At 56.2% G+C, this 23,556-nt stretch carries 21 protein-coding genes and 2 pseudogenes; 6 read left to right on the top strand and 17 right to left on the bottom strand.

The genetic code is table 11. The annotated features are described in order from the left end of the window. Positions 1 to 34 precede the first annotated feature (34 nt). The gene (locus tag L977_RS17230; RefSeq protein ID WP_032636427.1) at positions 35 to 484 is read right to left on the bottom strand and encodes a hypothetical protein; all 450 of its coding nucleotides are present in this window, start codon (positions 482 to 484) and stop codon (positions 35 to 37) included. A 95-nt stretch (positions 485 to 579) separates the two neighbouring features. Further along, the gene (gene nhoA, locus L977_RS17225) at positions 580 to 1,425 is read right to left on the bottom strand and encodes an N-hydroxyarylamine O-acetyltransferase (protein WP_047344337.1); all 846 of its coding nucleotides are present in this window, start codon (positions 1,423 to 1,425) and stop codon (positions 580 to 582) included. A gap of 107 nt (positions 1,426 to 1,532) precedes the next feature. Between nhoA and L977_RS17220 the strand changes: the two genes are divergently transcribed. Then, positions 1,533 to 2,105: a flavin reductase family protein gene (locus tag L977_RS17220; protein ID WP_045133986.1), complete on the top strand. Its 573-nt coding sequence runs from the start codon at positions 1,533 to 1,535 to the stop codon at positions 2,103 to 2,105. A gap of 35 nt (positions 2,106 to 2,140) precedes the next feature. On the opposite strand, the gene fusA is transcribed toward L977_RS17220, so the two are convergent. Further along, positions 2,141 to 4,240, bottom strand: coding sequence for an elongation factor G (gene fusA, locus L977_RS17215; RefSeq protein ID WP_032636425.1), 2,100 nt, complete (start codon positions 4,238 to 4,240; stop codon positions 2,141 to 2,143). Positions 4,241 to 4,401: 161 nt separating this feature from the next. On the opposite strand from fusA, the gene L977_RS17210 reads away from it, so the two are divergent. Beyond that, complete coding sequence (locus L977_RS17210; protein WP_023330483.1) at positions 4,402 to 4,701, top strand: ArsR/SmtB family transcription factor; 300 nt, start codon at positions 4,402 to 4,404, stop codon at positions 4,699 to 4,701. A 62-nt stretch (positions 4,702 to 4,763) separates the two neighbouring features. Here the strand turns inward: L977_RS17210 and L977_RS17205 are convergent, their stop codons facing one another. Next, positions 4,764 to 5,219, bottom strand: coding sequence for a GNAT family N-acetyltransferase (locus L977_RS17205; RefSeq protein WP_047626347.1), 456 nt, complete (start codon positions 5,217 to 5,219; stop codon positions 4,764 to 4,766). A gap of 164 nt (positions 5,220 to 5,383) precedes the next feature. Here L977_RS17205 and pdxR point away from each other — a divergent pair, with 164 nt between their 5' ends. Then, positions 5,384 to 6,880, top strand: coding sequence for a MocR-like pyridoxine biosynthesis transcription factor PdxR (pdxR, locus tag L977_RS17200; RefSeq protein ID WP_047626342.1), 1,497 nt, complete (start codon positions 5,384 to 5,386; stop codon positions 6,878 to 6,880). An 82-nt stretch (positions 6,881 to 6,962) separates the two neighbouring features. Here pdxR and L977_RS17195 read toward each other — a convergent pair whose 3' ends face one another. The 12 genes and pseudogenes from L977_RS17195 to L977_RS17140 all read right to left on the bottom strand — a co-directional run bounded on the left by L977_RS17195 (position 6,963) and on the right by L977_RS17140 (position 17,291). Continuing rightward, positions 6,963 to 7,964 (bottom strand): Kdo(2)-lipid IV(A) acyltransferase, encoded by a 1,002-nt coding sequence (locus L977_RS17195; RefSeq protein WP_047626340.1) that lies wholly within the window; start codon positions 7,962 to 7,964, stop codon positions 6,963 to 6,965. Between the two features lie 193 nt (positions 7,965 to 8,157). Continuing rightward, positions 8,158 to 8,388: a tautomerase PptA gene (pptA, locus tag L977_RS17190; RefSeq protein WP_014883932.1), complete on the bottom strand. Its 231-nt coding sequence runs from the start codon at positions 8,386 to 8,388 to the stop codon at positions 8,158 to 8,160. Positions 8,389 to 8,425: 37 nt separating this feature from the next. Continuing rightward, entirely contained in the window at positions 8,426 to 9,043 is a 618-nt protein-coding gene (locus L977_RS17185) for a glutathione S-transferase family protein (RefSeq protein ID WP_014883933.1), read from the bottom strand. A gap of 41 nt (positions 9,044 to 9,084) precedes the next feature. Further along, on the bottom strand, positions 9,085 to 9,972 hold the full coding sequence (locus tag L977_RS17180; RefSeq protein ID WP_047626338.1) for an ABC transporter substrate-binding protein: 888 nt from the start codon (positions 9,970 to 9,972) through the stop codon (positions 9,085 to 9,087). Between the two features lie 9 nt (positions 9,973 to 9,981). Continuing rightward, on the bottom strand, positions 9,982 to 10,755 hold the full coding sequence (locus L977_RS17175) for an amino acid ABC transporter ATP-binding protein (protein WP_032636419.1): 774 nt from the start codon (positions 10,753 to 10,755) through the stop codon (positions 9,982 to 9,984). After that, positions 10,739 to 11,665, bottom strand: coding sequence for an amino acid ABC transporter permease (locus tag L977_RS17170; RefSeq protein WP_032636418.1), 927 nt, complete (start codon positions 11,663 to 11,665; stop codon positions 10,739 to 10,741). Before L977_RS17170 ends, L977_RS17175 begins: the two co-directional genes overlap by 17 nt. A gap of 9 nt (positions 11,666 to 11,674) precedes the next feature. After that, positions 11,675 to 12,184 carry a GNAT family N-acetyltransferase gene (locus tag L977_RS17165; RefSeq protein WP_023330489.1) on the bottom strand — a complete coding sequence of 170 codons (510 nt, stop codon included), beginning with the start codon at positions 12,182 to 12,184 and terminating at the stop codon, positions 11,675 to 11,677. Between the two features lie 9 nt (positions 12,185 to 12,193). After that, positions 12,194 to 14,457: pseudogene (locus tag L977_RS25050) on the bottom strand (NtaA/DmoA family FMN-dependent monooxygenase). Positions 14,458 to 14,474: 17 nt separating this feature from the next. Next, positions 14,475 to 15,596: an amidohydrolase gene (locus L977_RS17150; protein WP_014883940.1), complete on the bottom strand. Its 1,122-nt coding sequence runs from the start codon at positions 15,594 to 15,596 to the stop codon at positions 14,475 to 14,477. Further along, complete coding sequence (locus L977_RS17145) at positions 15,593 to 16,594, bottom strand: LLM class flavin-dependent oxidoreductase (protein WP_047626335.1); 1,002 nt, start codon at positions 16,592 to 16,594, stop codon at positions 15,593 to 15,595. Before L977_RS17145 ends, L977_RS17150 begins: the two co-directional genes overlap by 4 nt. Before the next feature lie 183 nt (positions 16,595 to 16,777). After that, positions 16,778 to 16,882: pseudogene (locus tag L977_RS25045) on the bottom strand (adenylate kinase); the annotation flags it as partial. A 10-nt stretch (positions 16,883 to 16,892) separates the two neighbouring features. Next, positions 16,893 to 17,291, bottom strand: a complete 399-nt coding sequence (locus L977_RS17140) for a (R)-mandelonitrile lyase (RefSeq protein WP_047626333.1) — start codon at positions 17,289 to 17,291, stop codon at positions 16,893 to 16,895. Between the two features lie 108 nt (positions 17,292 to 17,399). Between L977_RS17140 and L977_RS17135 the strand changes: the two genes are divergently transcribed. Together L977_RS17135 and ansP are read left to right on the top strand one after the other, a co-directional pair. Next, complete coding sequence (locus tag L977_RS17135; protein ID WP_047626331.1) at positions 17,400 to 18,314, top strand: LysR family transcriptional regulator; 915 nt, start codon at positions 17,400 to 17,402, stop codon at positions 18,312 to 18,314. A gap of 304 nt (positions 18,315 to 18,618) precedes the next feature. Further along, a complete protein-coding gene (ansP, locus tag L977_RS17130; protein ID WP_014883943.1) occupies positions 18,619 to 20,115 on the top strand; it encodes an L-asparagine permease in 1,497 nt (498 codons plus the stop codon). A gap of 93 nt (positions 20,116 to 20,208) precedes the next feature. Here ansP and yncE read toward each other — a convergent pair whose 3' ends face one another. After that, on the bottom strand, positions 20,209 to 21,270 hold the full coding sequence (gene yncE, locus L977_RS17125; protein WP_047626330.1) for a 7-bladed beta-propeller protein YncE: 1,062 nt from the start codon (positions 21,268 to 21,270) through the stop codon (positions 20,209 to 20,211). Between the two features lie 243 nt (positions 21,271 to 21,513). Between yncE and pqqU the strand changes: the two genes are divergently transcribed. Further along, a partial coding sequence (gene pqqU, locus L977_RS17120; protein ID WP_047626329.1) for a TonB-dependent receptor PqqU occupies positions 21,514 to 23,556 on the top strand: 2,043 nt, incomplete at its 3' end.

Here is a 23,556-nt window from a genome sequence, read left to right as displayed (position 1 = left end):
GAACATAAGGCGTAGCCGCCACCGGGCTATAAGGTCAGAACGGAGTGCTTCCGCTTATGATTGAAACAACTAACATCAGAACTAAAACCGCAATGATGAGACCAAAAGCCAGTAACGCCGCATGAAAAGCGATCGTGGCCCCGGAAAAAAAGAGTGCCCCACTCACGGTCCATTTGTTCTCTTTACGCAGACCACTAATGAAAGCAAGTCCAAGCGACACGACAGACAACACTATTCCGCTGGCGATCAGTAACCGGTCGATATCTACTGGTTTCTTTTTCGTCTCAACGATCGGCTGCTCTCCTTTTAAACCAGCCATTATTCCTTTTTTTACTGCCGAAACCTTTTCAGCCACAACAACTTCAAGTGCTGTCGACTTTGAAGAAAACGGACCGAGGGTGAACTGAGCTAAGGAGAGAAGCAGCGCAATAACACCGAGCAACATTCCCACAGAACTAAATTTATTCCGAATCAAGATTTCCATATCAGTATGCCTTTTATGTTGTCGGGTGGCGGCTGCGCCTCACCCGACCTACGTTCGAACCCATGTAGGCCCGGTAAGGCGTAGCCGCCACCGGGCTATTTTCCTGCCTGCGGATGCGTATCAAACCCCGCCATCACCGCCGTCAATTCTGCTAGTGTAAAGCCGTGCTTCGGATCGTCAACCCCAAGACCAAACCGCGACTGCATCAGCTGATACAGCGCCTCTGCATCCGGCAAATGGATCTGCTCCTCCACATGGCCATTCTGCCAGTGGGTGAAGTTGAAGTTGGTCAGCGTCAGCTTACCGCCGTCCGGCAGATGGCGGCACATCAACAGATGATGGCGGAAATGCGATTGCGGCCAGTGCGCCGACCAGAAGTTCCCCATCACATAATCACTGAAATATTGCGTCGTCAGGTCAAAGTGATACATCGACTGCCAGTGTTCATGATGGCGGAACTGCAGCACCCAGTCGTTCCCCTCGCTCAGCAGACGATACTGCCCGTGCGGCGTTTCCTGTTCTTCGTTAGCCAGCAGACGAATCGGCGCCGTCAGCGTCTGGCCGCCAAACCCAACGTCAGCAATCCAGCGTTCACCGTTAAGCTCGACCAGCAGCAGGCGGTGCGTACGCGGCGGCATCTGCGACGGATTCGCCAGGACCACCCGCCCGAGCACGCTGCGCACCGTAAATCCGACGTCACGCAAGACTCGCTCAAACAGGCCGTTTTGCTCAAAGCAATATCCTCCACGGCGCGCGGTCACCAGTTTGTCCTCCAGGCATTGATCTTCAAGATGAATTTCGCGCGGCAGGACGACATCAATATTTTCGAATGGAATGGCGCAGTTGTGGTGTAAATGCAGCGCGCGCAGGGTTTCGATATCTACCCGTGTGGATTGCGTCCAGCCGATACGCGCGAAATAGCCAGTCAGAAATGGGGACATGCATCAGTTTCCTTTGAGGGTGATGTTCTGTTTATAAACTAATTTTGCGCATTCATTTTGATTTACGTGCTTTTTCGCCATACTCATCGTGTAGATGAGGAGATCCTATGAGCCACTTTCGCCCTGTTGAATTACGTCATGCCAGCCGCCTGCTGAACCACGGTCCTACCGTACTGATTACCAGTCGGGATGAATCTCTCGGCAGACGGAACGTGATGGCCGCCGCATGGTCAATGCCCGTGGAGTTTGAACCGCCGCGCATCGCTATCGTGGTGGACAAAAGTACCTGGTCGCGCGAGCTGATTGAGCGCAGCGGGAAGTTTGGGATTGTCATTCCCGGCGTAGCGGCGGCCAACTGGACTTACGCGGTCGGCAGCGTCAGCGGGCGCGACGAGGACAAATTCAACTGCTACGGCATTCCGGTCGTAAACGGCCCTGAACTCGGCCTGCCGGTTATCGAAGAAAAATGCCTGGCGTGGATGGAGTGCCGATTATTACCCGTTACCTCCGCAGCGGAAAAATATGACACATTGTTTGGCGAAGTGGTTTCGGCGGCAGCAGATGAGCGCGCGTTCGTCGCCGGACGCTGGCAGTTTGACGGGGATAAACTGAATACGCTGCATCATCTTGGGGCCGGGACGTTTGTGACGAGCGGGAAGATGGTGAAGGCTCTGGATTGAAAAACCCTCTCCCCATAAGAGAGAGGGTTGACGTACTACTTCGCGCGCTTCGAAATAATCTCATCCGCAACATTCCGCGGTGCTTCCGCAAAATGATGGAACTCCATCGTATACGTCGCGCGTCCCTGGGACATCGAGCGTAATGTCGTGGCGTAGCCAAACATCTCGGCCAGCGGCACGTCAGCGCGGATAATCTGGCTGCCGTACTGTTCTTCCATGCCCTGCACCATGCCGCGTCGGGAGGAGAGATCGCCCATGATGTTACCGGCGTACTCTTCCGGTGTTTCCACCTCCACGTGCATGATCGGCTCAAGAATCACCGGATCCGCCCTGCGAGCGCCCTCTTTGAAACCAAGGATTGCCGCCATGCGGAACGCCATCTCAGAAGAGTCGACATCGTGGTACGAGCCAAACGTCAGCGTCGCTTTAACATCGACAACCGGATAGCCCGCCAGCACACCGCTGTTCATCGCCTCCCGCAGCCCTTTCTCAACGGACGGGATATACTCGCGTGGCACCACGCCGCCCTTGGTCGCATCCTCAAACGTAAAGCCACTGCCAGGTTCTGTCGGCTCCAGGCTCAGGACAACATGGCCATACTGCCCTTTACCACCGGACTGACGGACAAACTTACCTTCGATATCCTTCACCGCCTTACGCAGGGTTTCACGGTAGGTCACCTGTGGACGACCAATGTTCGCCTCGACGCCAAACTCACGCTTCATACGGTCGACGATAATCTCCAGGTGTAACTCACCCATTCCGGAAATAATGGTCTGACCGGACTCTTCGTCAGTATGCAGACGGAACGACGGATCTTCCGCTGCCAGACGCTGCAGCGCGATCCCCATTTTCTCCTGATCGCCTTTGGTTTTCGGCTCGATTGCCAGCGAGATAACCGGATCCGGGAACTCCATGCGTTCAAGCGTGATAACGGCGTTCGGGTCGGTGAGCGTATCACCCGTGGTCACGTCTTTCAGCCCAACGCAGGCCGCGATGTCCCCGGCGCGCAGTTCATCCACCTCGTGACGGTCGTTGGCGTGCATCAGCACGATACGCCCGATGCGCTCTTTTTTTCCTTTCACCGGGTTATAGACCGCATCACCTTTACGCAGCACGCCAGAGTAAACGCGGATAAAGGTCAGTTGCCCGACATACGGGTCGCTCATCAGCTTGAATGCCAGGGCGGAGAACGGCTCATCATCGCTAGGATGACGCTCCGCGTGCTGCCCTTTTTCATCCACGCCATCAATGGCCGGCACGTCCAGCGGGGACGGCATCAGCTCAATCACCGCATCAAGCATGCGCTGCACGCCTTTGTTTTTGAACGCGCTGCCGCACAGCATCGGTTGGATTTCGCCAGAAATGGTGCGGATACGCAGGCCTTTAATCATGTCCGCTTCCGTCAGATCTCCCGTTTCAAGGTACTTATCCATCAGCTCATCGCTGGCTTCCGCCGCGGCTGAGACCATTTTTTCCCGCCATTCCTGGGCGGTACTGACGAGATCGTCCGGCACGGGTGCATAGGTAAACACCATGCCCTGAGTGGCATCGTCCCACAAAATGGTGCGCATCTTGATGAGATCCACCACGCCAGTGAAGTGCTCTTCCGCGCCAACCGGAATCACAATCGGCACCGGGTTGGCCTTCAGGCGTTCCTGCATCATCCGCACCACGCGGAAGAAATCGGCCCCCGGACGGTCCATTTTGTTAACAAACGCAATGCGAGGAACTTTGTATTTGTTCGCCTGACGCCAGACGGTTTCCGACTGTGGCTGCACGCCACCCACGGAGTCATACACCATGACCGCGCCGTCGAGCACGCGCATGGAACGTTCGACCTCAATGGTGAAATCCACGTGCCCCGGGGTGTCGATGATGTTGATCCGGTGCGGTTCAAACCCTCTGTCCATGCCTGGCCAGAAGCAGCTGACCGCCGCGGAGGTAATCGTGATCCCGCGCTCTTGCTCCTGCGCCATCCAGTCAGTGGTTGCCGCGCCATCGTGTACTTCACCCAGCTTATGGCTCATCCCGGTATAAAACAGGATGCGCTCAGTGGTGGTTGTTTTACCGGCATCGATATGCGCGGAGATACCGATGTTGCGATAACGTTCGAGAGGGATGGGTCGGGGCATACTATTTCCTTAAGTCTTTCTGACTTGTCTGTGACGACCGGGATGGTCGTGTATTCGTTCGTTTGCTATAATAGTCCTATTGTACGAGTATTATCGAACTATTTTTTACGGGTTGACCTATTGTTGATATAGCTCAATCTGACGCCATACGCAGGAAAACGATGATCCCAAACCACCCTGAAACAGAACAAATACTGCTGGAAAATGTGCTGTTTGCCCTCGGCAACCCGCTCCGGCTGTCAATTATCCGCCGACTTGCTGACGGCGGCGAACTCAGCTGTAACGCGCTGCGCCCGGAAGATGTGGTGAAATCCACCATGACCCACCACTGGCGCGTATTGCGGGACAGCGGCGTCATCTGGCAGCGTCCGCAGGGACGAGAAAACATGATTTCTTTGCGAAGAGACGATCTGGATACCCGTTTTCCAGGGCTGATGGAGATACTTTTGCAGGCTAAATGATAAGAGTACGTCTGGTTTAATGCCCCTTAAAAATTTAAGGGGCACACGGACAGCGAAGGGATTTATCTTACGTGCATACGATATTCAATCATCCCGCTTTTTTTCGCAATCCAGTCGTACAATCGTTGCGCGCGATAATTGGCTTCATGCGTATGCCAGTAAAGATGGCTGGCGTGATGTTTTCTTGCTTCTCTCTGCACATATTCTATTAACTGTTTGCCCGTGTGTTTGCCCCTTGCTGCATCGCTGACATATAAATCTTCGAGGTAGCAATAATCGCTCTCAGCCCAGGTCGAACGGTGAAAAAGATAATGCGCAAACCCCACCACCTCTCCATTGCATCGTGCCACTACGCAGAATACTGGCTCAACGGAGCTGAAAAATCGTTGCCAGGTTCGTTCGGTCACTGCCCAGGACAGATCGACGTTGTAAAATTCCTGATATTTTCTCCATAGTGGCATCCAGCTTTCAAAATCACGTTCTTTAACTGCCTCAATGGTCACGCTCGTATTATTCATATTGCCTCTGTGCTTATCCCGTATTTGTTTCAGGAAGAGTGTATTCGCTGAATGGCCCGTTTTGCCCCGCCAATTCTCATCACAAAGGCAGACCAATTTTTCATCCTGCTGCATGCAATATTGCTTTAGAATCAAGGGACACAGAGGGAAAAGTGGACAACATAATGTTTAAGCACGCGCAGCTTGAAACGGTTAAGGCATGGATTTCCGACCCTGCAAACGGTTCACTACCGCTTCATGAAAGGATCCAGAGAGCGATACGCACATTGATACTTGAAGGGACCTTATCGCACGGTAAGGCGCTTCCTGCTTCACGTGCGCTGGCTACCTCATTGAATGTTTCGCGGGATACGGTTGAAGCAGCCTATTCCAGCCTGCATGCAGAAGGTTTTATTGAGCGGCAAACAGGCAGAGGGAGCTTCGTCTCTTCCAGCGCCCGGTTTTTAAAACCACGTTCCCGACAGCATCCGCCAACCGCGGAAACACGAAAAGCAAAACTTAGCGCCCGTGGAAAGGTCATCTATGAAAGTGGCGGGATCCGCGAGTTTTCTTCGCCACGTCCGCTGGCGCCCGGTATCCCCGAAACCCGCCTGTTCCCCCTTCCAACCTGGGAGCGTCTTCAGCGGCAGGTCCTGAAGGAATATCAGCACAAAATACTGGAGCAAAGTCCACCGCAGGGCATGGAGCGCTTACGGCGGGCCATCGCGGAATATGTCAATCTTGAGCGCGGGACACGTGCGAGTGCAGAACAGGTGATCGTTCTGACAAGTTCTCAACAGGCGCTAGCGCTCTGTTCACACGTGCTGCTGGACAACGGGGAGAGTATTGTCATAGAAGATCCCACCTATCAAGGGGCACACAAAGCGTTTAAGGCTGCCGGACTGCACCCTGTCCCGGTTCCTCTTGATGAAAAAGGCATATCCGTTGACGCACTTAATTCGCTAACCGAACCTGCCAGAGCTATCTACCTTACCCCTTCTCATCAGTATCCAACCGGGGTGACACTCTCTCTTGACCGACGACTGGCCGTCATTGACTGGGCAAACCGTCACGCCGCCTGGATCATTGAGGATGACTATGACAGTGAGTTTCACTATGAAGGAAAGCCTATGGCCTGCCTTCAGGGGCTGGATGCTTACAACCGGACAATTTATATCGGCACGTTCACCAAGTCGCTGTTCCCCGGGCTACGTATTGCGTACATGATCGTCCCCTCAGAACTGACCGAACCCTTTACCATGGCCAGGACATTAATGGACGGCCATACCGCATCAATAACTCAACTGACGCTGGCTAAATTTTTGGAGGGGGGCCATTTTGGTGCCTATATTCGCAAGATGAGGAACGTTTATGTTGCTCGTCGCGACAAACTGGCCAGTCTGATGGACGAGTATCTTTCTGATTATGTTGTGTACACAACGCCAGCGGGTGGCATGCAGATGCCTTGCCACCTGAGGCACGGGCTATCCGAGAAGGATATTGCCGCCGCGGCCCGTCGCGCTGATATTGATATATTAGGACTTACCGGCTTATATGCAGGCAGCCCGGTATCCACCGGTTTTTTAATGGGATTTGCCGCTTACACCGAAAGGGAAATAGAAGACGCGGTAAAAAAGCTGGCCGCAATTTTCCGGTCATGTTGTTATCTCTCGCCACTGTAGATACTCGACAGCAGCCCTGGTGGCCTGCGGACTATGCGCCGTACCGCAGGCCCTCACCGCATGGTGAGGGCAGGATGCTCCCTTAGTGCTGGACGCCCGAGCGGTCAGTAAGCTCGTCGGCGGGGAGAATATCCACTCGCGATGCCACGCTCTTGCGGCGGGCATACCTGTCCGGCTGGCCTTCCGGGCGCGTTTTGAAGCGTCGGTGGAGCCACATATACTGCTCCGGTGCCATCAGCACGGCTCGCTCGATAGCCCTGTTCATCTGCGTTGCAACCGTCTCTTTGTCAGCACCCTGCAACGACGCGCTGATATCCTCAAGAATAATCAGTTCGTAACCGGTTCCGTCCGCCCTGCGACGGGGCACGAACGGAATCACGGCGGGCTGAGCACTTTTTACCAGCATATAGCTTCCTGCCGTAGTTGCGGCATCCGGGACAGCAAAGAAGGGTGCAAACACGCTGTTAGCCTTGCCATAGTCGTGATCCGGGGCGTACCACAGAATCTCATTCTGCTTCAGGGCGCGGATCATGCCTTTTAAATCATGACGGTCCAGCATGGTTTTATTAGAACGCAGACGCCCGCGCGTCTGAAGCCAGTCCAGCAACGCATTATTGTTCGGACGATAAACCCCAATCCCCGGGTTGAGCATGCCAAAAATCCGCGCGCCCAGTTCAAGGGTGAGAAAATGCATGCCAACCAGCACCACGCCCTTTCCTTGCGCCCTGGCCTGCTCCATATGTTCATACCCGCGCACGGTAAAGCATTTACGCACCCGCCACTCGGGCCAGAACCACGCCATGCCGGTTTCAATTACCCCCATCCCCACGGATTCAAAGTTACGCTGCAGCAAGGCTTCACGCTCCTCTGCTTTCATCTGCGAGAAGCATAGCTCAAGGTTGCGGCGGGCAATCGCCACGCGGCGAGGGAGAAGGCGCATAGCCAGCCGCCCGAGGCGATGTCCAATTCTGAATAACAGCGGATAAGGCAGTAGCATAATGAGCCATAGCGCGGCGATGCCTGTCCAGCTTAGCCAGTATCGAGGATGGAAAAAGGCAGGTGAAAACCGGGGTAATTTTGTCATGAGAAAATTATCCTTTAACGTTGCTGTCCTTAATTGATTCTGTTGTCGATCTTTCCTAAGGATTTATAAAATGTCAGTCAGGAACGTAAAGTGTACCGGATAAGATTAAACTTATTTTTATCGTTTTTTGCGGAAAGAAGGCTGGAGAGGCAGACAAAGCCGGGTAAGACGAAGCGGCCACCCGGCATAAAACTTACATTGAATATCCCGGTTTCTTAATCAGGTCATCCATCTTCGGGGCGATCTCGGTATCCCAGACCTGTGCTTTCCAGTCTGCTTCCTGAACTTCATTCAGCGCTACCGAAATGGAACGATCTTTACTGTTAAGATGCCGCGTAATCACTTCGGCAATATCGGCCGCCAGCGCGGTTTTTTGTTCGTCGTTGAGATCGCGGGGAAAGTATTTGATATCTACGTGTGGCATATGCAGGTTTCCTGTTGTGGTTGAGCGCTTCACGTTATCAGATAATAGTATTTGCCTTTAACACCTTGTGCAGTTCTGGCAGCTGACAGACGGTATCGGCGATCGCCGTAAATTTCGGGGTATTGGCAGCAAACCAGTCGTGGCGAGGCCCCCAGGTGCGCGCCACGGCAATATACACATCCAGCAGCGTCAGCCGTTCCCCCAATGCAAACGGCGCGGCTTTAAGCTGACTTTCGAACCATAAATAGAGGGATTTCCGGTACGCAATGCAGTTTTTCTGCAACTGTTCCGGTGCGTCGGGCGCCCAGCGTTCGGGATAATCTGCAAACGTAAAAGTGGGATAGACGTTAGCCACAAACCAGATAAGCAAACGCTGAAACTGCTGGCGTTCGGCCTGCCCCACGGGCGGCGCAAGATCGGGACAGCGGTCGAGTACCATCAGGGCAATCGCCGCCGTTTCGGTCATGATGGCGCCATTTTCCAGCGCCAGCGTGGGCACCTGACACAGCGGATTGAGCTTTTGCAGCAACTCACGCTGCGGACCAGGCTGGTCAAACCCGTCCACGTTCACAAACTGATAAGGGATATCGGCCAGGGTCAGCATCACTTCACTGATTGTCGAGCCCCAGCCGGGTACGCCATAAAGTTTCATCATGTTGCCCCCTCAGGGATGAAAACCCTAAGTGTAGAGCACCATTAGTAGGTTATCCCAGGCGGGTTGACCTCCGACTGCGTGACCGCTTCGCCCTGTTCACCCCAGCGCGCCAGCACCTTCTGGTACTCACCCCGCGCAATCGCCCCGTCCAGCGCGGCCTGCAGAGCGTACACCAGCCCATTCCCCTTTTTCGTGGTCGTGGCGACAAAGGCTTTCTTTGGGCCTAACCCCACGACGCGCGTTTTTCCGGTGAGCGCCGCTTTCCAGGACGAAACCGACTGCGGACCAAATAACACATCCGCCCGGCCAGACTGAAGATAGAGATTGCCCGAGGCATCGTCGTGGAGATAGACCGGCAGCGCAGGTTCGCGTCCCGCCTTTTTGTTCTCCTCGTTCCAGCCCAGCAGGATGCGCTCCTGATTGGTCCCCGAGCCGACAATCACCTTTTTCCCGGCCAGATCTTCCGGGCTTTTGATCGACTGAATCTCGCTGGTGGATTTCACCGAGAACGCCAGCGAATCGACGCGGTAGGTCGCAAAATCAAACTTCTCTTTACGCTGTTCGGTCACCGCAATGTTCACCAGCGCCACGTCGTAGCGTCCGGAGGCGATCCCCAGCGGCCAGTCTTCCCACGCCGTCGGTATCAGCTTCAGCTTGAGCCCCAGGCTACCCGCCAGCAGGCGGGCGATATCCGGATCGCTGCCGATGCGCGTGCGATTGTCGCTGGCCAGCAGCGCCAGCGGTGGAGAGTTCAGCATGGAAACGGCAACCGTAAGCGTTCCCGGCTCAACAAACCTGTAGTTTGCGGGGATCTTCTCCACCGCCTGCCGATCCACCGTCACCGGCAGCGGCTGCTCGTTGGCCTGCACATCAATCCCGGCATGGCTCACCGTCGTGAAGAACAACCCAACCAGACATCCATATTTCATCTGCGCTCCTTACAGCACTTTAGAGAGGAACTGGCGCGTTCGCGGGTGCGACGGACGGTTTAAAACGTCGTCGCTGTTGCCCTGCTCCACAATTTTCCCGTCGACCATAAATACCACCTGATCCGCCACTTCCCGGGCAAAGCCGATCTCATGCGTGACCACCACCAGCGTGGTGCCAGAGCGGGCCAGCTTTTTGATGACGTCCAGGACTTCCCCCACCAGCTCCGGATCCAGCGCCGAGGTAGGCTCGTCAAACAGCATTACGCGCGGACGCAGCGCCAGCGCACGGGCAATGGCAATGCGCTGCTGCTGGCCGCCGGAGAGATGGCGGGACCAGGCGTCCGCTTTATCCCTCAGCCCCACCACATCCAGCAGGCTATATGCCCTTTCCACCGCCTCTTTCCTGCTGAGCTTTTTATGCGCGATGGGCGCCTCAATCAGATTTTCCAGCACCGTGAGATGCGGAAAGAGATTGAAGTTCTGAAACACGTAGCCCACGTTGACGCGCTGCTTGAGGATCTCGTTCTCTTTCAGTTCGTAAAGCCTGTCACCCTGACGACGGTAGCCAATGTAGTCCCCGTCGATCTGGATGAAGCCTTCGTCGACGCGCTCCAGGTGGTTAATGGTGCGTAGCAGCGTCGATTTACCCGAGCCGGACGGTCCGAGGATCACCGTTACGGAGCCCGGCGGGATCTCAAGCGTGACGTTGTCGAGCGCTTTATGGCGGCCAAAATATTTGCTGACGCCGGTAATTGAAATATGTCCTTCAGGAGAGGCTTGCATGGACGGGCTCCTGTGCAGGCGTGGTGGTGACAGCGCGGCTACGACGGGTGGCGCTGTTCTGGTTCACGGCGGAGCGGCGTTCGCTGCGGGCGAGCCCGCGCTCAACACCATACTGGATAGCGGACAGAACGGTGGTGATCGCCAGGTACCACGCGGCACCGACCATCAGCAGCGGGATCACCTCCTGCGTGCGGTTGTAGATCATCTGGATGGTATAGAACAGCTCCGGCATCGCCAGGACATACACCATCGCCGTACCCTTGGCGAGACTGATAATTTCATTGAACCCCGACGGCAATATGGTACGCAGCGCCTGGGGCAGAATGATCCGCACCGTGCGACGCCATGCGGGCAGGCCGAGCGCGGCGGCGGCCTCATACTGGCCGTGATCGACCCCGAGGAATCCGCCACGAATGATCTCGGCGGTATAGGCACTCTGAACGAGGGTTAACCCCACCACCGCGGTAGAAAATTGCCCGAGCACGTTGATGGTTTCAAAACTGCCCCAGGTGATGCGGGTGAACGGTACGCCGATCGAGAGCGTGTCGTAGAGATAGGAGAAGTTGTAGAGGATGATCAGCACGACTATGAGCGGCAGCGAGCGGAACAACCAGATGTATCCCCACGCCAGGCTGCTTAACAGCCAGGAGGAAGAGAGTCTCGCCAGGGCCAGCAGGCCGCCAATCACCACGCTCAGCGCAGTGCCGATCAGGGTCAGCAGCAGGGTCTGCCCGACACCTGCGAGGATCACCGGGTCAAAGAACCAGCGGGCAAACACCGCCCACTCCCAGCGCGGGTTAAAGGCCACGGACTGGATCACAACGGCCAGGATAAACAGGGCCACCACGGCGCCGACGGTCCGCAGCGGATAACGCGCCGGGACCACCTTAATGGTTTCAACGTTGCTCATCGTCGTTCCTCATGCGGTTTTACTGAACGCTTCGCGTACCAGCGTTTTGGTGAAACGCAGCCGACCGTCAAACGGCGGCTGGCTGTACTCTTCCGGGTCACGGGTGAGATCGAACTGCGGCTGGTATCCCTGGCTGAGATAGAGCCGCACCGCTTCCGGTTGACGAAAACCGGTCGTCAGGTAGATCTGGCTGTAACCCGCCAGCACCGCCCTGCGCTCCAGTTCCTGCACCACGCGGGCAGCAAGCCCCTGCTGACGCAGGGATTTGTCCGTCCAGATGCGTTTAATTTCGGCGGTCCGTTCATCAAAGGGTTTGTACGCACCGGTGGCGATAATCTTCTCGTCACGTTCCAGCACGATAAACAGCCCCTGTGGCGCCAAATACCACGCCGTGAGCTCAACTTCCGCGTCCTTAGAGAAGTAGTCGCCGTAGCGGGCGGCATATTCACCGAACAGTCCCTCGATAATCGGCTGCAGTTCGGCATCTTCCGGCGAAACATCACGAAATTGTTCACGCATAGCGCCTCCTTAATCTCCCAGACCTGCCGGGTTTACCTCGGAATGAGCAATGCGCTCAACCCCTTCTCCCCAGCGGTTTAGTACTTTGGCGTAATCGCCGTTTTTGATTACGCCATTAAGCGCGGTTTGCACCGGCTCGACCAGGCCGCTGCCTTTTCTCAGCGTGACCGCGATATGCGCCGCTTTCGGCCAGCCGCCGTCCACGCTGCCGACGAGTTTGGTTTTGCCGTTGAGCGCCGCTTTCCACGCGCCAATCACGTTCGGGCCAAAGTAGGCATCCGCGCGCCCGGACTGCAGCGCCAGCGTTTGCGCCGCATCGTCTTTGGTGTAGATCGGAGTAAAGGGTTTTAGCCCCTTCTTGAGGTTCTCGGCATTCCATGCCAGCAGAATGGCTTCCTGATTGGTACCGGAGCCCACAATAATCCTGAGCCCGGCGATGTCCTCTGCTTTTTTAAGCGAGGTAATCGGGCTGGTCGATTTCACGTAGAAACCGAGGGAGTCCTTACGGTAGGTGGCGAAATCAAACTTCTCTTTGCGCGCTTTGGTGACGGTAATATTGCTGATGGCGGCATCGTATTTTCCGGACGCCACGCCCAGCGGCCAGTCTTCCCACGAGGTCGGCACCACGTTCAGCTCCAGCCCGAGGCTGTCAGCCACCAGGCGAGCGACGTCGACCTCGCTTCCCAACAGCGTTTTGTTGTCATCGGAGAAAACCGTGAGCGGCGGTTGATTCAGCCCCGCTACCGCCACGGTAAATTTCCCGGGCACGGCAAAGCGATAATCCTTCGGTAGCTGCGCCACCGCATCACCGTTTTTGACGGTGTTGATCGGCGTTTTATTGGCCTCAATACTCACGCCAGTGCCGTTAATCGTGACATTCTCTGCCCGGACGACAGGGGTAAAGGCCAGCGCGAGCGCCAGAATAAGCGATGTTTTCTGCATAGCGGTGTTCTCTTTTATTGTTGTGTGAACGTGTTTTTCGGTTGATCCAGACCTAAGCTGTCGCGCAGCGTGGTGCCGGGATAGTCGGTACGGAACAGGCCGCGGGCCTGCAAAACGGGCACTACCTGGTCAACAAAGCGCGGGAAGGTATCCGGCGTGCCGCCCTGAATGATGAAGCCGTCTGCGGCATAGCCTTCAAACCAGGCCTGAAGGCCGTCTGCAACCTCTTCCGGCGTGCCGGAAAAACGCGGGCGCGGCGACGCGGCTTCCAGCGCCACCTGGCGCAGGGTTAAGTTGCGCTCGCGGGCGTTACGCTTAATTTCATCGGTGGTGCTGCGGAAGCTGTTTTTCCCTAGATCGCCGATATCCGGGAACGGCTCGTCGAGCGGATACTGACTAAAATCGTGATGCTCAAAATAACGTCCGAGGTAATTAAGGGCATCGTGAATCGACACCAGCGCCGCCGTAGTCTGGTACTGGTTTTCCACGTCTTCGGCATCGTTGCCAACGATGACGCTGACGCCCTGGAAAATCTGTAAGTCAGACGCGCGCCGACCGTTCGTTTCCAGTTGCTGTTTCACGTCACGATAAAACGCTTTCGCTTCTTCGAAGGTGTCATGGTGGGTAAAAATGGCGTCGGCATGTTTTGCCGCCAGTTTTTTCCCGTCATCCGACGCACCGGCCTGAAAGACAACCGGACGTCCTTGCGGCGTGCGACCAATATTGAGCGGCCCGGCGACCTGGAAGAAATCCCCGTGATGATTCAGAGGGTGCAGTTTAGCCGGGTCAAAAAACTGACCGCTCTCTTTATTACGGATAAAAGCATCCTCTTCCCAGGAGTCCCAAAGTCCTTTCACCACGTCCAGATACTCATCGGCAATGCGATAGCGCAGCGCATGTTCCGGGTGTTTTTCGCGGGAAAAGTTCTTCGCTGAACCTTCCAGCGGCGAAGTCACCACGTTCCAGCCCGCACGTCCGTTGCTCAGGTGGTCGAGGCTGGCGAACTGCCGTGCCGTGGTAAAGGGCTCGCTGTAGGAGGTGGATAAGGTTCCCACCAGCCCCAGGCGCGAGGTAATACTTGCCAGCGCAGATAACACCGTTAAGGGCTCAAACCGGTTTAAAAAATGCGGGATCGATTTTTCGTTAATATAAAGACCGTCGGCAACGAATAAGAAATCGAGTTTGCCCTCTTCCGCTTTTAATGCCGTCTCTTTAACGAAATCAAAATTGATACTGGCATCCGCGACGGCCGCCGGATGACGCCAGGCGGACATATTTCCGGATGCGCCATGCAAAATGGTCCCGAGCCGCAGTTGACGATGTGCAGACATATTTACCTCATGATTAATCAGACGTGTTGCAGGGCGTGTTCCGCAAGCTGGGCAAAATAGCGGGCAGCGGGTTCAATTAAGGCTTCATCCGGATTAAATGCCGGGTGGTGTAAACCAAACGGACTGTTGCTGCCGATGCTGACAAACGCGCCGGGCACAGACTGGAGATAGACTGCGAAATCTTCTCCGCCCATATGTAGCTCGGCGTGATGGGTTTCATACCCCGCTTCACGGGCGACCGAGGTGGCGAAATCGGCCCAGCGTTGGTCATTGACCAGCGCAGTGGGCCCGGCAAACCAGGTGATATCAATCTGCGCGCTAAAAGCACTGGCAAAACCGGCCGCAATTTCCCCCACGCGGGCCTTCACGTTCTGCTGCACTTCCGTGCGGTGAGTGCGTAGCGTACCTTCCAGCTCAACGCTTTCCGGCAGCACGTTCCAGGTGTTGCCCCCGGCGATGCGCGTCACGCTCAGCACTACCGAATCCAGCGTATTCACATTGCGGCTGGCGACGCTTTGCAGCGCGGTCACCAGCTGGCTGGCCAGGAGAATAGCGTCGTTGCCTTCATGCGGGCGCGCGGCGTGCGCGCCTTTACCGGTAATGCGGATCGCGAAGCGGTCGACGTTGGCATAGAACGGCCCGCCACGGGTCGCGAACTTCCCCACCGGCAGGCCGGGCTCGTTGTGCATCCCAAAAATCGCGCTGACATCCCGCAGGGCACCGGCCCGCACCATGCTCTTCGCCCCCCCAAAGTTCTCTTCGGCTGGCTGAAACAGGATACGCACCCGCCCCTTAAGCGAGGCTTCCCGCGCTTTCAGTTTTAACGCTGCACCGAGGATCACGCTGGTATGGATATCGTGTCCGCAGGCATGCATCACGCCGGGCTGTTGCGAGCTAAACGGCACGCCGCTGCGCTCCTCAATGGGCAGGGCATCAATGTCTGCCCGCAGCGCGATCAGTTTGTTACCGGTCCCGATCTCCGCCACCACACCGGTCGGCAGGTCGTAAGGCAGCGGCGTGATGCCCGCGGCTGACAGCCACCGGCGCAGGCGCGCCGTCGTTTCCACTTCCTGGCCGGACAGCTCCGGGTTCTGATGCAGCTCGCGACGCCAGGCAATCAGTTGTTCACCAAAGCTCATACGGTAACCTCCGTGTTCAGACGCGCCTCGGCCAGCAAACGCAGGGACTGCACGCGCGTTGCCCCCTCCGCAACCGGCGTGTCGATGATAAATTCGTCGATCCCCCACTGCGCGTGTAGCGCGTTCAGCTGTTCCAGCACCGACTCCGCCGTCCCCGCCAGCAGCGACTGGGCGCGACGGGCGATGCGCACTGGCTCGCTCCCGGCCTGACGGGCAAAGGCATAGGCCTGATCCTCACTGGCGACGGTCACGCGCTGGCCGTTTGCCAGCTCAACACCCCACACTTCGACCTTCTGCGCCAGGGCTTCGGCCTCAACCTGGGTCGGCGCGATAATCGCCTGCACCGCCACTATCACCTCCCGCGCGCTGTTCTTACGCCAGGTCGAAACCACCTCGCGTAACAGTTCCGGGTCTCCGTTCAGATGCGCGGCAAAGACAAAGTGCCAGTCGAGTGATGCGGCGAGCAGCGCGCTTTCCGTGCTGGCGCCCAGCAGAAAACCCTGTGCAGGTACCGGCGGCAGCGGCGTGGCGCGAACCGCTTCCTCCGCTGAGTGGTTTTCAGGGCGGATCCAGCGATCGAGCTGGGCCAGCTGTTCGGCAAAGCTGCCCTTTTCCTGCTGATCCAGCCCCAGCTGCAGCGCGCGGGTCGAGAGCGGTAATCCCCCAGGCGCTTTTCCGACGCCAAGATCCACGCGGCCGGGCGCCAGCGCGGCCAGCACGTTGAAATTCTCGGCGACTTTATACGGGCTGTAGTGCTGGAGCATGACGCCCCCGGAACCGACCCGGATGCGCGTTGTTTGCCCGAGGATCCAGGCAATCAGCAGCTCCGGCGAGGGACTGGCAAGCTGAGGGGTATTGTGGTGTTCGGCAATCCAGAAGCGGTGATAGCCCAGATTTTCTGCCTGCTGCGCCAGCGCTAACGTACGCGCCAGTGCATCGGCAGCCGTTTCGTTTTCAGCGATGGGGCTTTTGTCCAGAATGCTGATTCGCCATGACATGTTGCGTTCTCGTTTGACTTAACATGTCGACATTATTAAGGGCGTATTTCACCACTGAGAAACAATTAATTTACATTTAGTTTTCTGGAAATCAGATATACAGCGCCCTGCTAGGGGTGAGTTTTCAGCGAAGCAATCAGCGCATCCGCCTCCTGGCGATGGGTGATGCGAACAAACTGAATGTGGGCGCGTGCGGTTGTAGTTGCCATCAAGCACCCAGCCGGGTATGGCAGCGAGCGTATTTGCCAGCGTCTTCAGTAGTTCCTCATCGGGCGTTCCCTTCCACTCCGCTCAGCGACTATTCGCCCGGGTACTGCTCGTCGGTGACTTTTTCCAGCCATGTTACCGGACTGCCATTGACGGATTCTGCGATAGCAATATGCGTCATTGCCGTTTGCGCACTTGCGCCGTGCCAGTGTTTCACGCCGGGTGGGATCCAGGCGATATCGCCCTGATTCAATATTTCCGCCGCGTTGCCCCACTCCTGTAACCAGCCGCGACCCAGCGTCACTATCAGCGTTTGACCAAGGGGATGCGTATGCCACGCGGTGCGCGCGCCTGGCTCGAAGGTGACGGTTGCGCCACCGACGCTGGCCGGTTCGCTTGCCTGGAATGGCGCATCAATGCGAACGGTCCCGGAGAACCAGGCTTCCGGTCCCTTTGCGGAAGGTAATGAACCGCTACGGATAATTTTCATCTTATGCTCCTCTTTTACTGTTGAGTTAACAGTAGCGCAAAGCAATCCGGAGGATTAGAGTGCATAATCAGATAGAACACATGACTTACATTCATAAATAGAACCGTGATGCTAAAAGATAACTTCAACGATCTGCTCTCTTTTATGGTGGTTGCCCGTGAGCGCAGCTTTACGCGTGCGGCGGCGCAGCTGGGCGTCTCGCAATCGGCGCTGAGTCATGCCATGCGCAAGCTTGAAGCGCGACTCGACGTTCGTCTGTTAACCCGTACAACCCGGAGCGTTGTTCCCACCCAGGCGGGTGAGCAGCTCTTTACGCGCTTAAGCCCGCATCTGCTGGAGATTGAACAGGAACTTACGGCGCTTCGCAGCGCTCGGGACAAACCCGCAGGTACTGTCCGCATCGTCGCGGGTGAGCATGCAATGGATGCTGTGCTCTGGCCGGTGCTGAAGGCTTTCATGGTGCAATATCCGGAGATTAACGTTGACGTGACGGTCGATAACGGCCTGACAAATATTGTTGATGGTCGTTTCGACGCAGGTGTGCGCCTCGGTGAACAGGTGGCGAAAGATATGATTGCGATACGTATCGCGCCGGATATGCGCATGGCGGTAGTCGGCTCCCCGGATTACCTGGCTCGCGTTGGCGTGCCGCAGACGCCGGAGCAGCTCGCTAACCACCGTTGCATTAACATGCGCCTGCCGACACGCGGGGGATTGTATCACTGGGAATTTGAACGCGACGGGCGCGAGCTTCGCGTGCGGGTTGAGGGGCAGCTTACGCTGACCAACCTGTCGCAGCGCATTGACGCTGCGGAGAATGGCCTCGGATTAGCTTACGTGCCGGAGGGGGCTGTTCTGAGGGCGCTGAGTGAGGGACGGCTGGCCAGGGTTCTTGAATCATGGTGCCCCACGTTCGAGGGATATCACCTTTATTATCCGAGCCGTCGCCAGCACACTACCGCTTTCAGGTTACTGTTAGATGCTCTGCAGCAGGCAAAATCTTTACCACCTGGTAATTATTAAGCGAATCTGATGATTAAACAATCAACCCACTGACCGTTTTGTCTAAAAACTCGCCACGATTCAGCGTGTTGTAATCCTCATCTGCTCTGACCACACGATTTCCTTCGACCTGCATCACTTTCGACACGGTTATATTTTGCGTCGCTTATGAATTGCAGGTAGGATGCCTCGCCATGTTTCGCCTTATCCATACGCAGAATGACTGGGAAGGCGACATGTGTTTGCGCAGAAGCAATCGTTTGTATCGCTCTCTGCCAGGCAGGACTATCACGATAATGGTTCAGACAGGCAAACAGGTAACTCAATGAAAACAAGCAATAAAAGCGCAGCCGATCATCACGCTGCTAAACGTCGCTGGTTGAACTCCCACGAAGAGGGCTACCACAAAGCGATGGGCAACCGTCAGGTGCAAATGATCGCCATCGGCGGCGCTATCGGAACAGGTCTGTTTTTAGGTGCTGGTGCGCGTCTGCAAATGGCTGGCCCGGCTCTCGCCCTGGTGTATCTGGTGTGCGGGATCTTCTCTTTCTTCATTCTTCGCGCACTGGGTGAACTGGTGCTGCATCGTCCGTCCAGCGGGAGTTTTGTTTCCTACGCCCGTGAATTCCTCGGTGAAAAAGCGGCCTACGTGGCAGGCTGGATGTACTTCGTCAACTGGGCGATGACCGGTATCGTCGATATCACCGCCGTTGCGCTCTACATGCACTACTGGGGCGCGTTCGGTGACGTGCCGCAGTGGGTCTTTGCCCTTGGGGCGCTGGCGATTGTCGGCACCATGAACATGATCGGCGTGAAGTGGTTCGCCGAAATGGAGTTCTGGTTTGCGCTGGTAAAAGTGCTGGCGATTGTGATTTTCCTGGTCGTCGGGACCGTGTTCCTCGGCAGCGGTAAGCCGCTGGATGGCAATGCCACCGGCTTCCACCTGATAACCGATAACGGCGGTTTCTTCCCGCACGGTCTGCTGCCTGCGCTGGTTCTGGTTCAGGGCGTCGTGTTTGCCTTTGCCTCTATCGAACTGGTGGGTACCGCAGCGGGTGAATGTAAAGACCCGCAGACCATGGTGCCGAAAGCCATTAACAGCGTGATCTGGCGTATCGGTCTGTTCTACGTTGGTTCCGTGGTGCTGCTGGTTCTGCTGCTGCCGTGGAATGCCTATCAGGCTGGTCAGAGCCCGTTTGTCACCTTCTTCTCCAAGCTCGGCGTGCCTTACGTTGGCAGTATCATGAACATCGTGGTACTGACGGCGGCACTCTCCAGCCTCAACTCCGGCCTTTATTCTACCGGTCGTATCCTGCGCTCTATGTCGATGGGCGGTTCTGCGCCGAAGTTCATGTCGAAGATGAGCAAGCAGCACGTACCGTATGCCGGTATTCTGGCGACCCTGGTGGTGTATGTCTTCGGTGTATTCCTGAACTATCTGGTGCCGTCTCAGGTCTTCGAGATCGTTCTTAACGTGGCCGCACTTGGGATTATCGCCTCCTGGGCCTTTATCGTGGTTTGCCAGATGCGCCTGCGTAAAGCCATTAAAGAAGGCAAAGCCGCTGACGTCAGCTTTAAGCTGCCGGGCGCACCGGTGACCTCATGGCTCACCCTGCTCTTCCTGTTTAGCGTGCTGGTACTGATGGCGTTCGACTACCCGAACGGTACCTATACCATCGCCACCATTCCGCTGCTGGCCGTATTGCTGATCGCAGGCTGGTTTGGCGTACGTAAACGCGTTCACGAAATTCACAGCACCGCGCCGGTTCATCCTGATGATGAAAAACACGACGCACCGCTGGTGGAAGAGACCTCGCGTTAATAAAAAAGCCGGGTGGCGGCTTCGCCTTACCCGGCCTACATATTATCGTTTTTGTAGGCCCGGTAAGCGCAGCGCCACCGGGCAATTCCCACATTAGAGTGCAATACGAATCACATCGTCAGGCTGAGTGGCTTCCTGCTGGCGAGTTGATTTTTGTTTCACCGTCACGTACAGGATTTTGCCATCGGCAGACAGCGCCAGGCTGTTCGGGTAGACAGGCGTGTCGAAGGTTTTTGTCACCTTATAAGACTTCGCGTCAATCACGCTCACTTTACCGGCTTCACGGTGCGTCACGTAGGCTTCATTGCGAGCCGGGTTAAACAGAACCGCCAGTGATTCAGGCGCCGCAATTTTCTCCATCACGCTGCCGTCTTTCAGGCTCACCACCAGCACTTCCGGTTGTTTTGAGTCGGTCAGGAAGGCACGCTGACCGGCGGTGTCCAGGCTCAAATTCAGGTAGAAGTGTTCTTTGCCGTCGTCCTGCACTTTTTTGCGACTGAGGATGGTGTTGGTGGCGGTATCAATGGTGACCAGCTCGCCGTCCGCATTCGTTGTATAAAGGCGTTTCGCCCTGGCATCAAGTGCCAGCCCGGTGCTGTAGGTACCCGTATTTGCGATGGTTCCTTTCAGCTTCAGCGTGGCGCCATCCACCACCCAAATCACGCTCTCTTTGCCCACCCCGGTGATGTAAATCGTGTTGCTCGCGTCATCCGCCACCAGCTGTCGCGGCTGCAGCGGTTTCACCGTTTCGCTGCGCTGGCGACTATCGAGCACCAGACGCCCTTTCACGTCGCCCGTTTTCGCATCAATGGCCGTCACCGCACCGTTGATCGTGTTACCCAACCACAGGGTTTGCGTCGCGCCGTCGAGAGTTGCACCAAAAGGTTTGAGATCGCTATGAATGGCCTGCGTGACCTCCAGCGTGGCAGGATCAAGACGATAGATAATCCCACCCTTGTCAGTTTTACGGCTTTGCGACGTCGCAACCCACAGCGCATTCTCCTGCTGGCTGACCGCCATTTCATAGGCACCTTTACCCACTGCTTTACGCAGCATCTCTTCGGCGGCATGCACCTGGAAGGTTCCGGCAAACAGTAAAGCGGCAGACAGCAGAGAGGTGCTCAGTCGCGGTGAGCACAGATGGCGTAAAGACATAACAATTCCTTTTTTGAAAAATGGGAGTACGGCTGACATCGCTTCCGGCTGGCAACGTCATGGCGTCGCCGTTATGATAATGAGAATAGTAATCATTAATGAGTTAAAAGTGGAGTTTTTCTTTCCCTTCTCGCCTTTCATTAACGCAATGTGCGGTTATAGTTTTCAAAACATTTACAAAACCTTTAACATGTATGGACATGTTCCATTTGGTTCGTTTACACACCACAACCGGTTTTACTCATGAAAATCATTTCTGCCCGTAAGGCATCTCTCCCGCTGCTGCTGGTCCCCGTTGTTTTTGTGCCGCTTAGTGCGATCGGCGCAGAGGAACAAACCATGATCGTCAGCGCCACGCCGCAAACCGTATCAGAGCTTGATACCCCGGCGGCGGTCAGCGTCGTGAATGGCGATGATATGCGTCATGCCACGCCACGCATTAACCTCTCTGAATCGCTTGGCAGCGTTCCCGGGCTGCAAATCCAGAACCGGCAGAACTATGCCCAGGATCTCCAGCTTTCAGTGCGTGGGTTTGGTGCCCGATCAACGTTTGGCGTGCGCGGCATTCGCATGTATGTCGACGGTATCCCTGCCACCATGCCGGACGGACAGGGCCAGACGTCTAACATCGATCTCTCCAGCATTGACAGCGTTGAAGTGCTGCGTGGCCCCTTCTCTGCCCTGTACGGTAACGCCTCTGGCGGCGTGATTAACATGACTACCCAGACCGGGCAGCAGCCACCGACCCTTGAGGCGAGCAGCTATTACGGCAGTTACGGTACATGGCGCTATGGAATGAAAGCCACCGGCGCCATGGGGGACGGAACGCATGCGGGAGACGTGGATTACACGGTTTCGACTACCCGCTTCACCACCAAAGGCTTCCGCGACCACAGCGGCGCGCGGAAGAATCTGGCTAACGCCAAACTGGGTGTACGCATTGACGACGCCAGCAAGCTGACGCTGATTTTCAACAGCGTGGACATGAAAGCCAACGATCCGGGCGGGCTGAGCTATCAGGAGTGGCAAAACAACCCACGTCAGTCTCCGCGCGGCGATCAGTACAACACGCGCAAGACCATCAAGCAGACCCAGGCCGGTCTGCGCTATGACCGCCAGCTTAGCGCTCAGGACGATCTGAGCGTGATGATGTATGCCGGTGAGCGTGAAATGACGCAGTATCAGTCGATTCCTTATCAGCCGCAGCTGCGACCTTCTCACTCCGGCGGCGTGATTGATATGCAGCGCCACTATCAGGGCGTTGATACCCGCTGGACGCACCGTGGTGAGCTGCTGGTGCCGGTCACCTTCACCACCGGTCTGAACTATGAAAACATGAGTGAAGATCGTCGCGGGTACGAAAACTTCGTGATGAACAACGGCGTGCCGGATTACGGCGTTAAAGGCGATAAGCGTCGTGATGAACGCAACCTGATGTGGAACGTCGATCCTTATCTGCAAACCAGCTGGCAGTTAACGCAGAAACTTTCCGTCGACGCGGGCGTGCGTTACAGCTCGGTCTGGTTCGATTCCAACGACCACTACGTTACGCCGGGGAACGGCGATGACAGCGGTGACGCGAGCTATCACAAATGGCTCCCGGCAGGCTCGGTGAAATATGCGGTGACGGACGCGTGGAACCTCTATGCGGCCGCAGGACGTGGATTCGAAACGCCGACCATCAACGAACTTTCTTATCGCGCCGATAATCAGGGCGGCCTGAACATCGGCCTGAAACCTTCCACGAACAACACCTATGAAGTGGGCAGCAAAACCCGCATCGGTAATGGTCTGCTGACGGCAGCGCTGTTCCGCACAGACACAGATGATGAGATCGTGGTAGATGCCAGCGCTGGCGGTCGTACAAGCTATAAAAATGCCGGGAAAACTCGCCGTCAGGGAGTAGAAGTCTCTCTCGATCAACAATTTGCTGAGAACTGGAAACTGAAAATGGCGTGGACGTACCTGGACGCCACCTACCGCACCAACGTCTGCGGCGATGCCGACTGTAATGGCAACCGTATGCCGGGCATTGCCCGCAATATGGGCTTCGCGTCGTTTGGCTGGCAGCCAGAAGAAGGCTGGTACGCGGGTTCTGACGTGCGCTATATGAGCGACATCATGGCTGATGACGAAAACACGGCGAAAGCGCCGTCGTACACGGTGGTTGGGCTCAATACCGGGTATAAATTTAACTATGGCAACTGGGGGATGGACGTCTTTGGCCGCGTAGATAACCTGTTCGACAAAGAGTATGTCGGCTCCGTTATTGTTAACGAATCGAAC

It is taken from the genome of Enterobacter sp. ZOR0014, from assembly GCF_000798855.1.
Taxonomy (GTDB): domain Bacteria; phylum Pseudomonadota; class Gammaproteobacteria; order Enterobacterales; family Enterobacteriaceae; genus Enterobacter; species Enterobacter kobei.
Note: the sequence above shows the minus strand (reverse complement) of the source record. Positions and strands in the feature narration are given on the sequence as shown.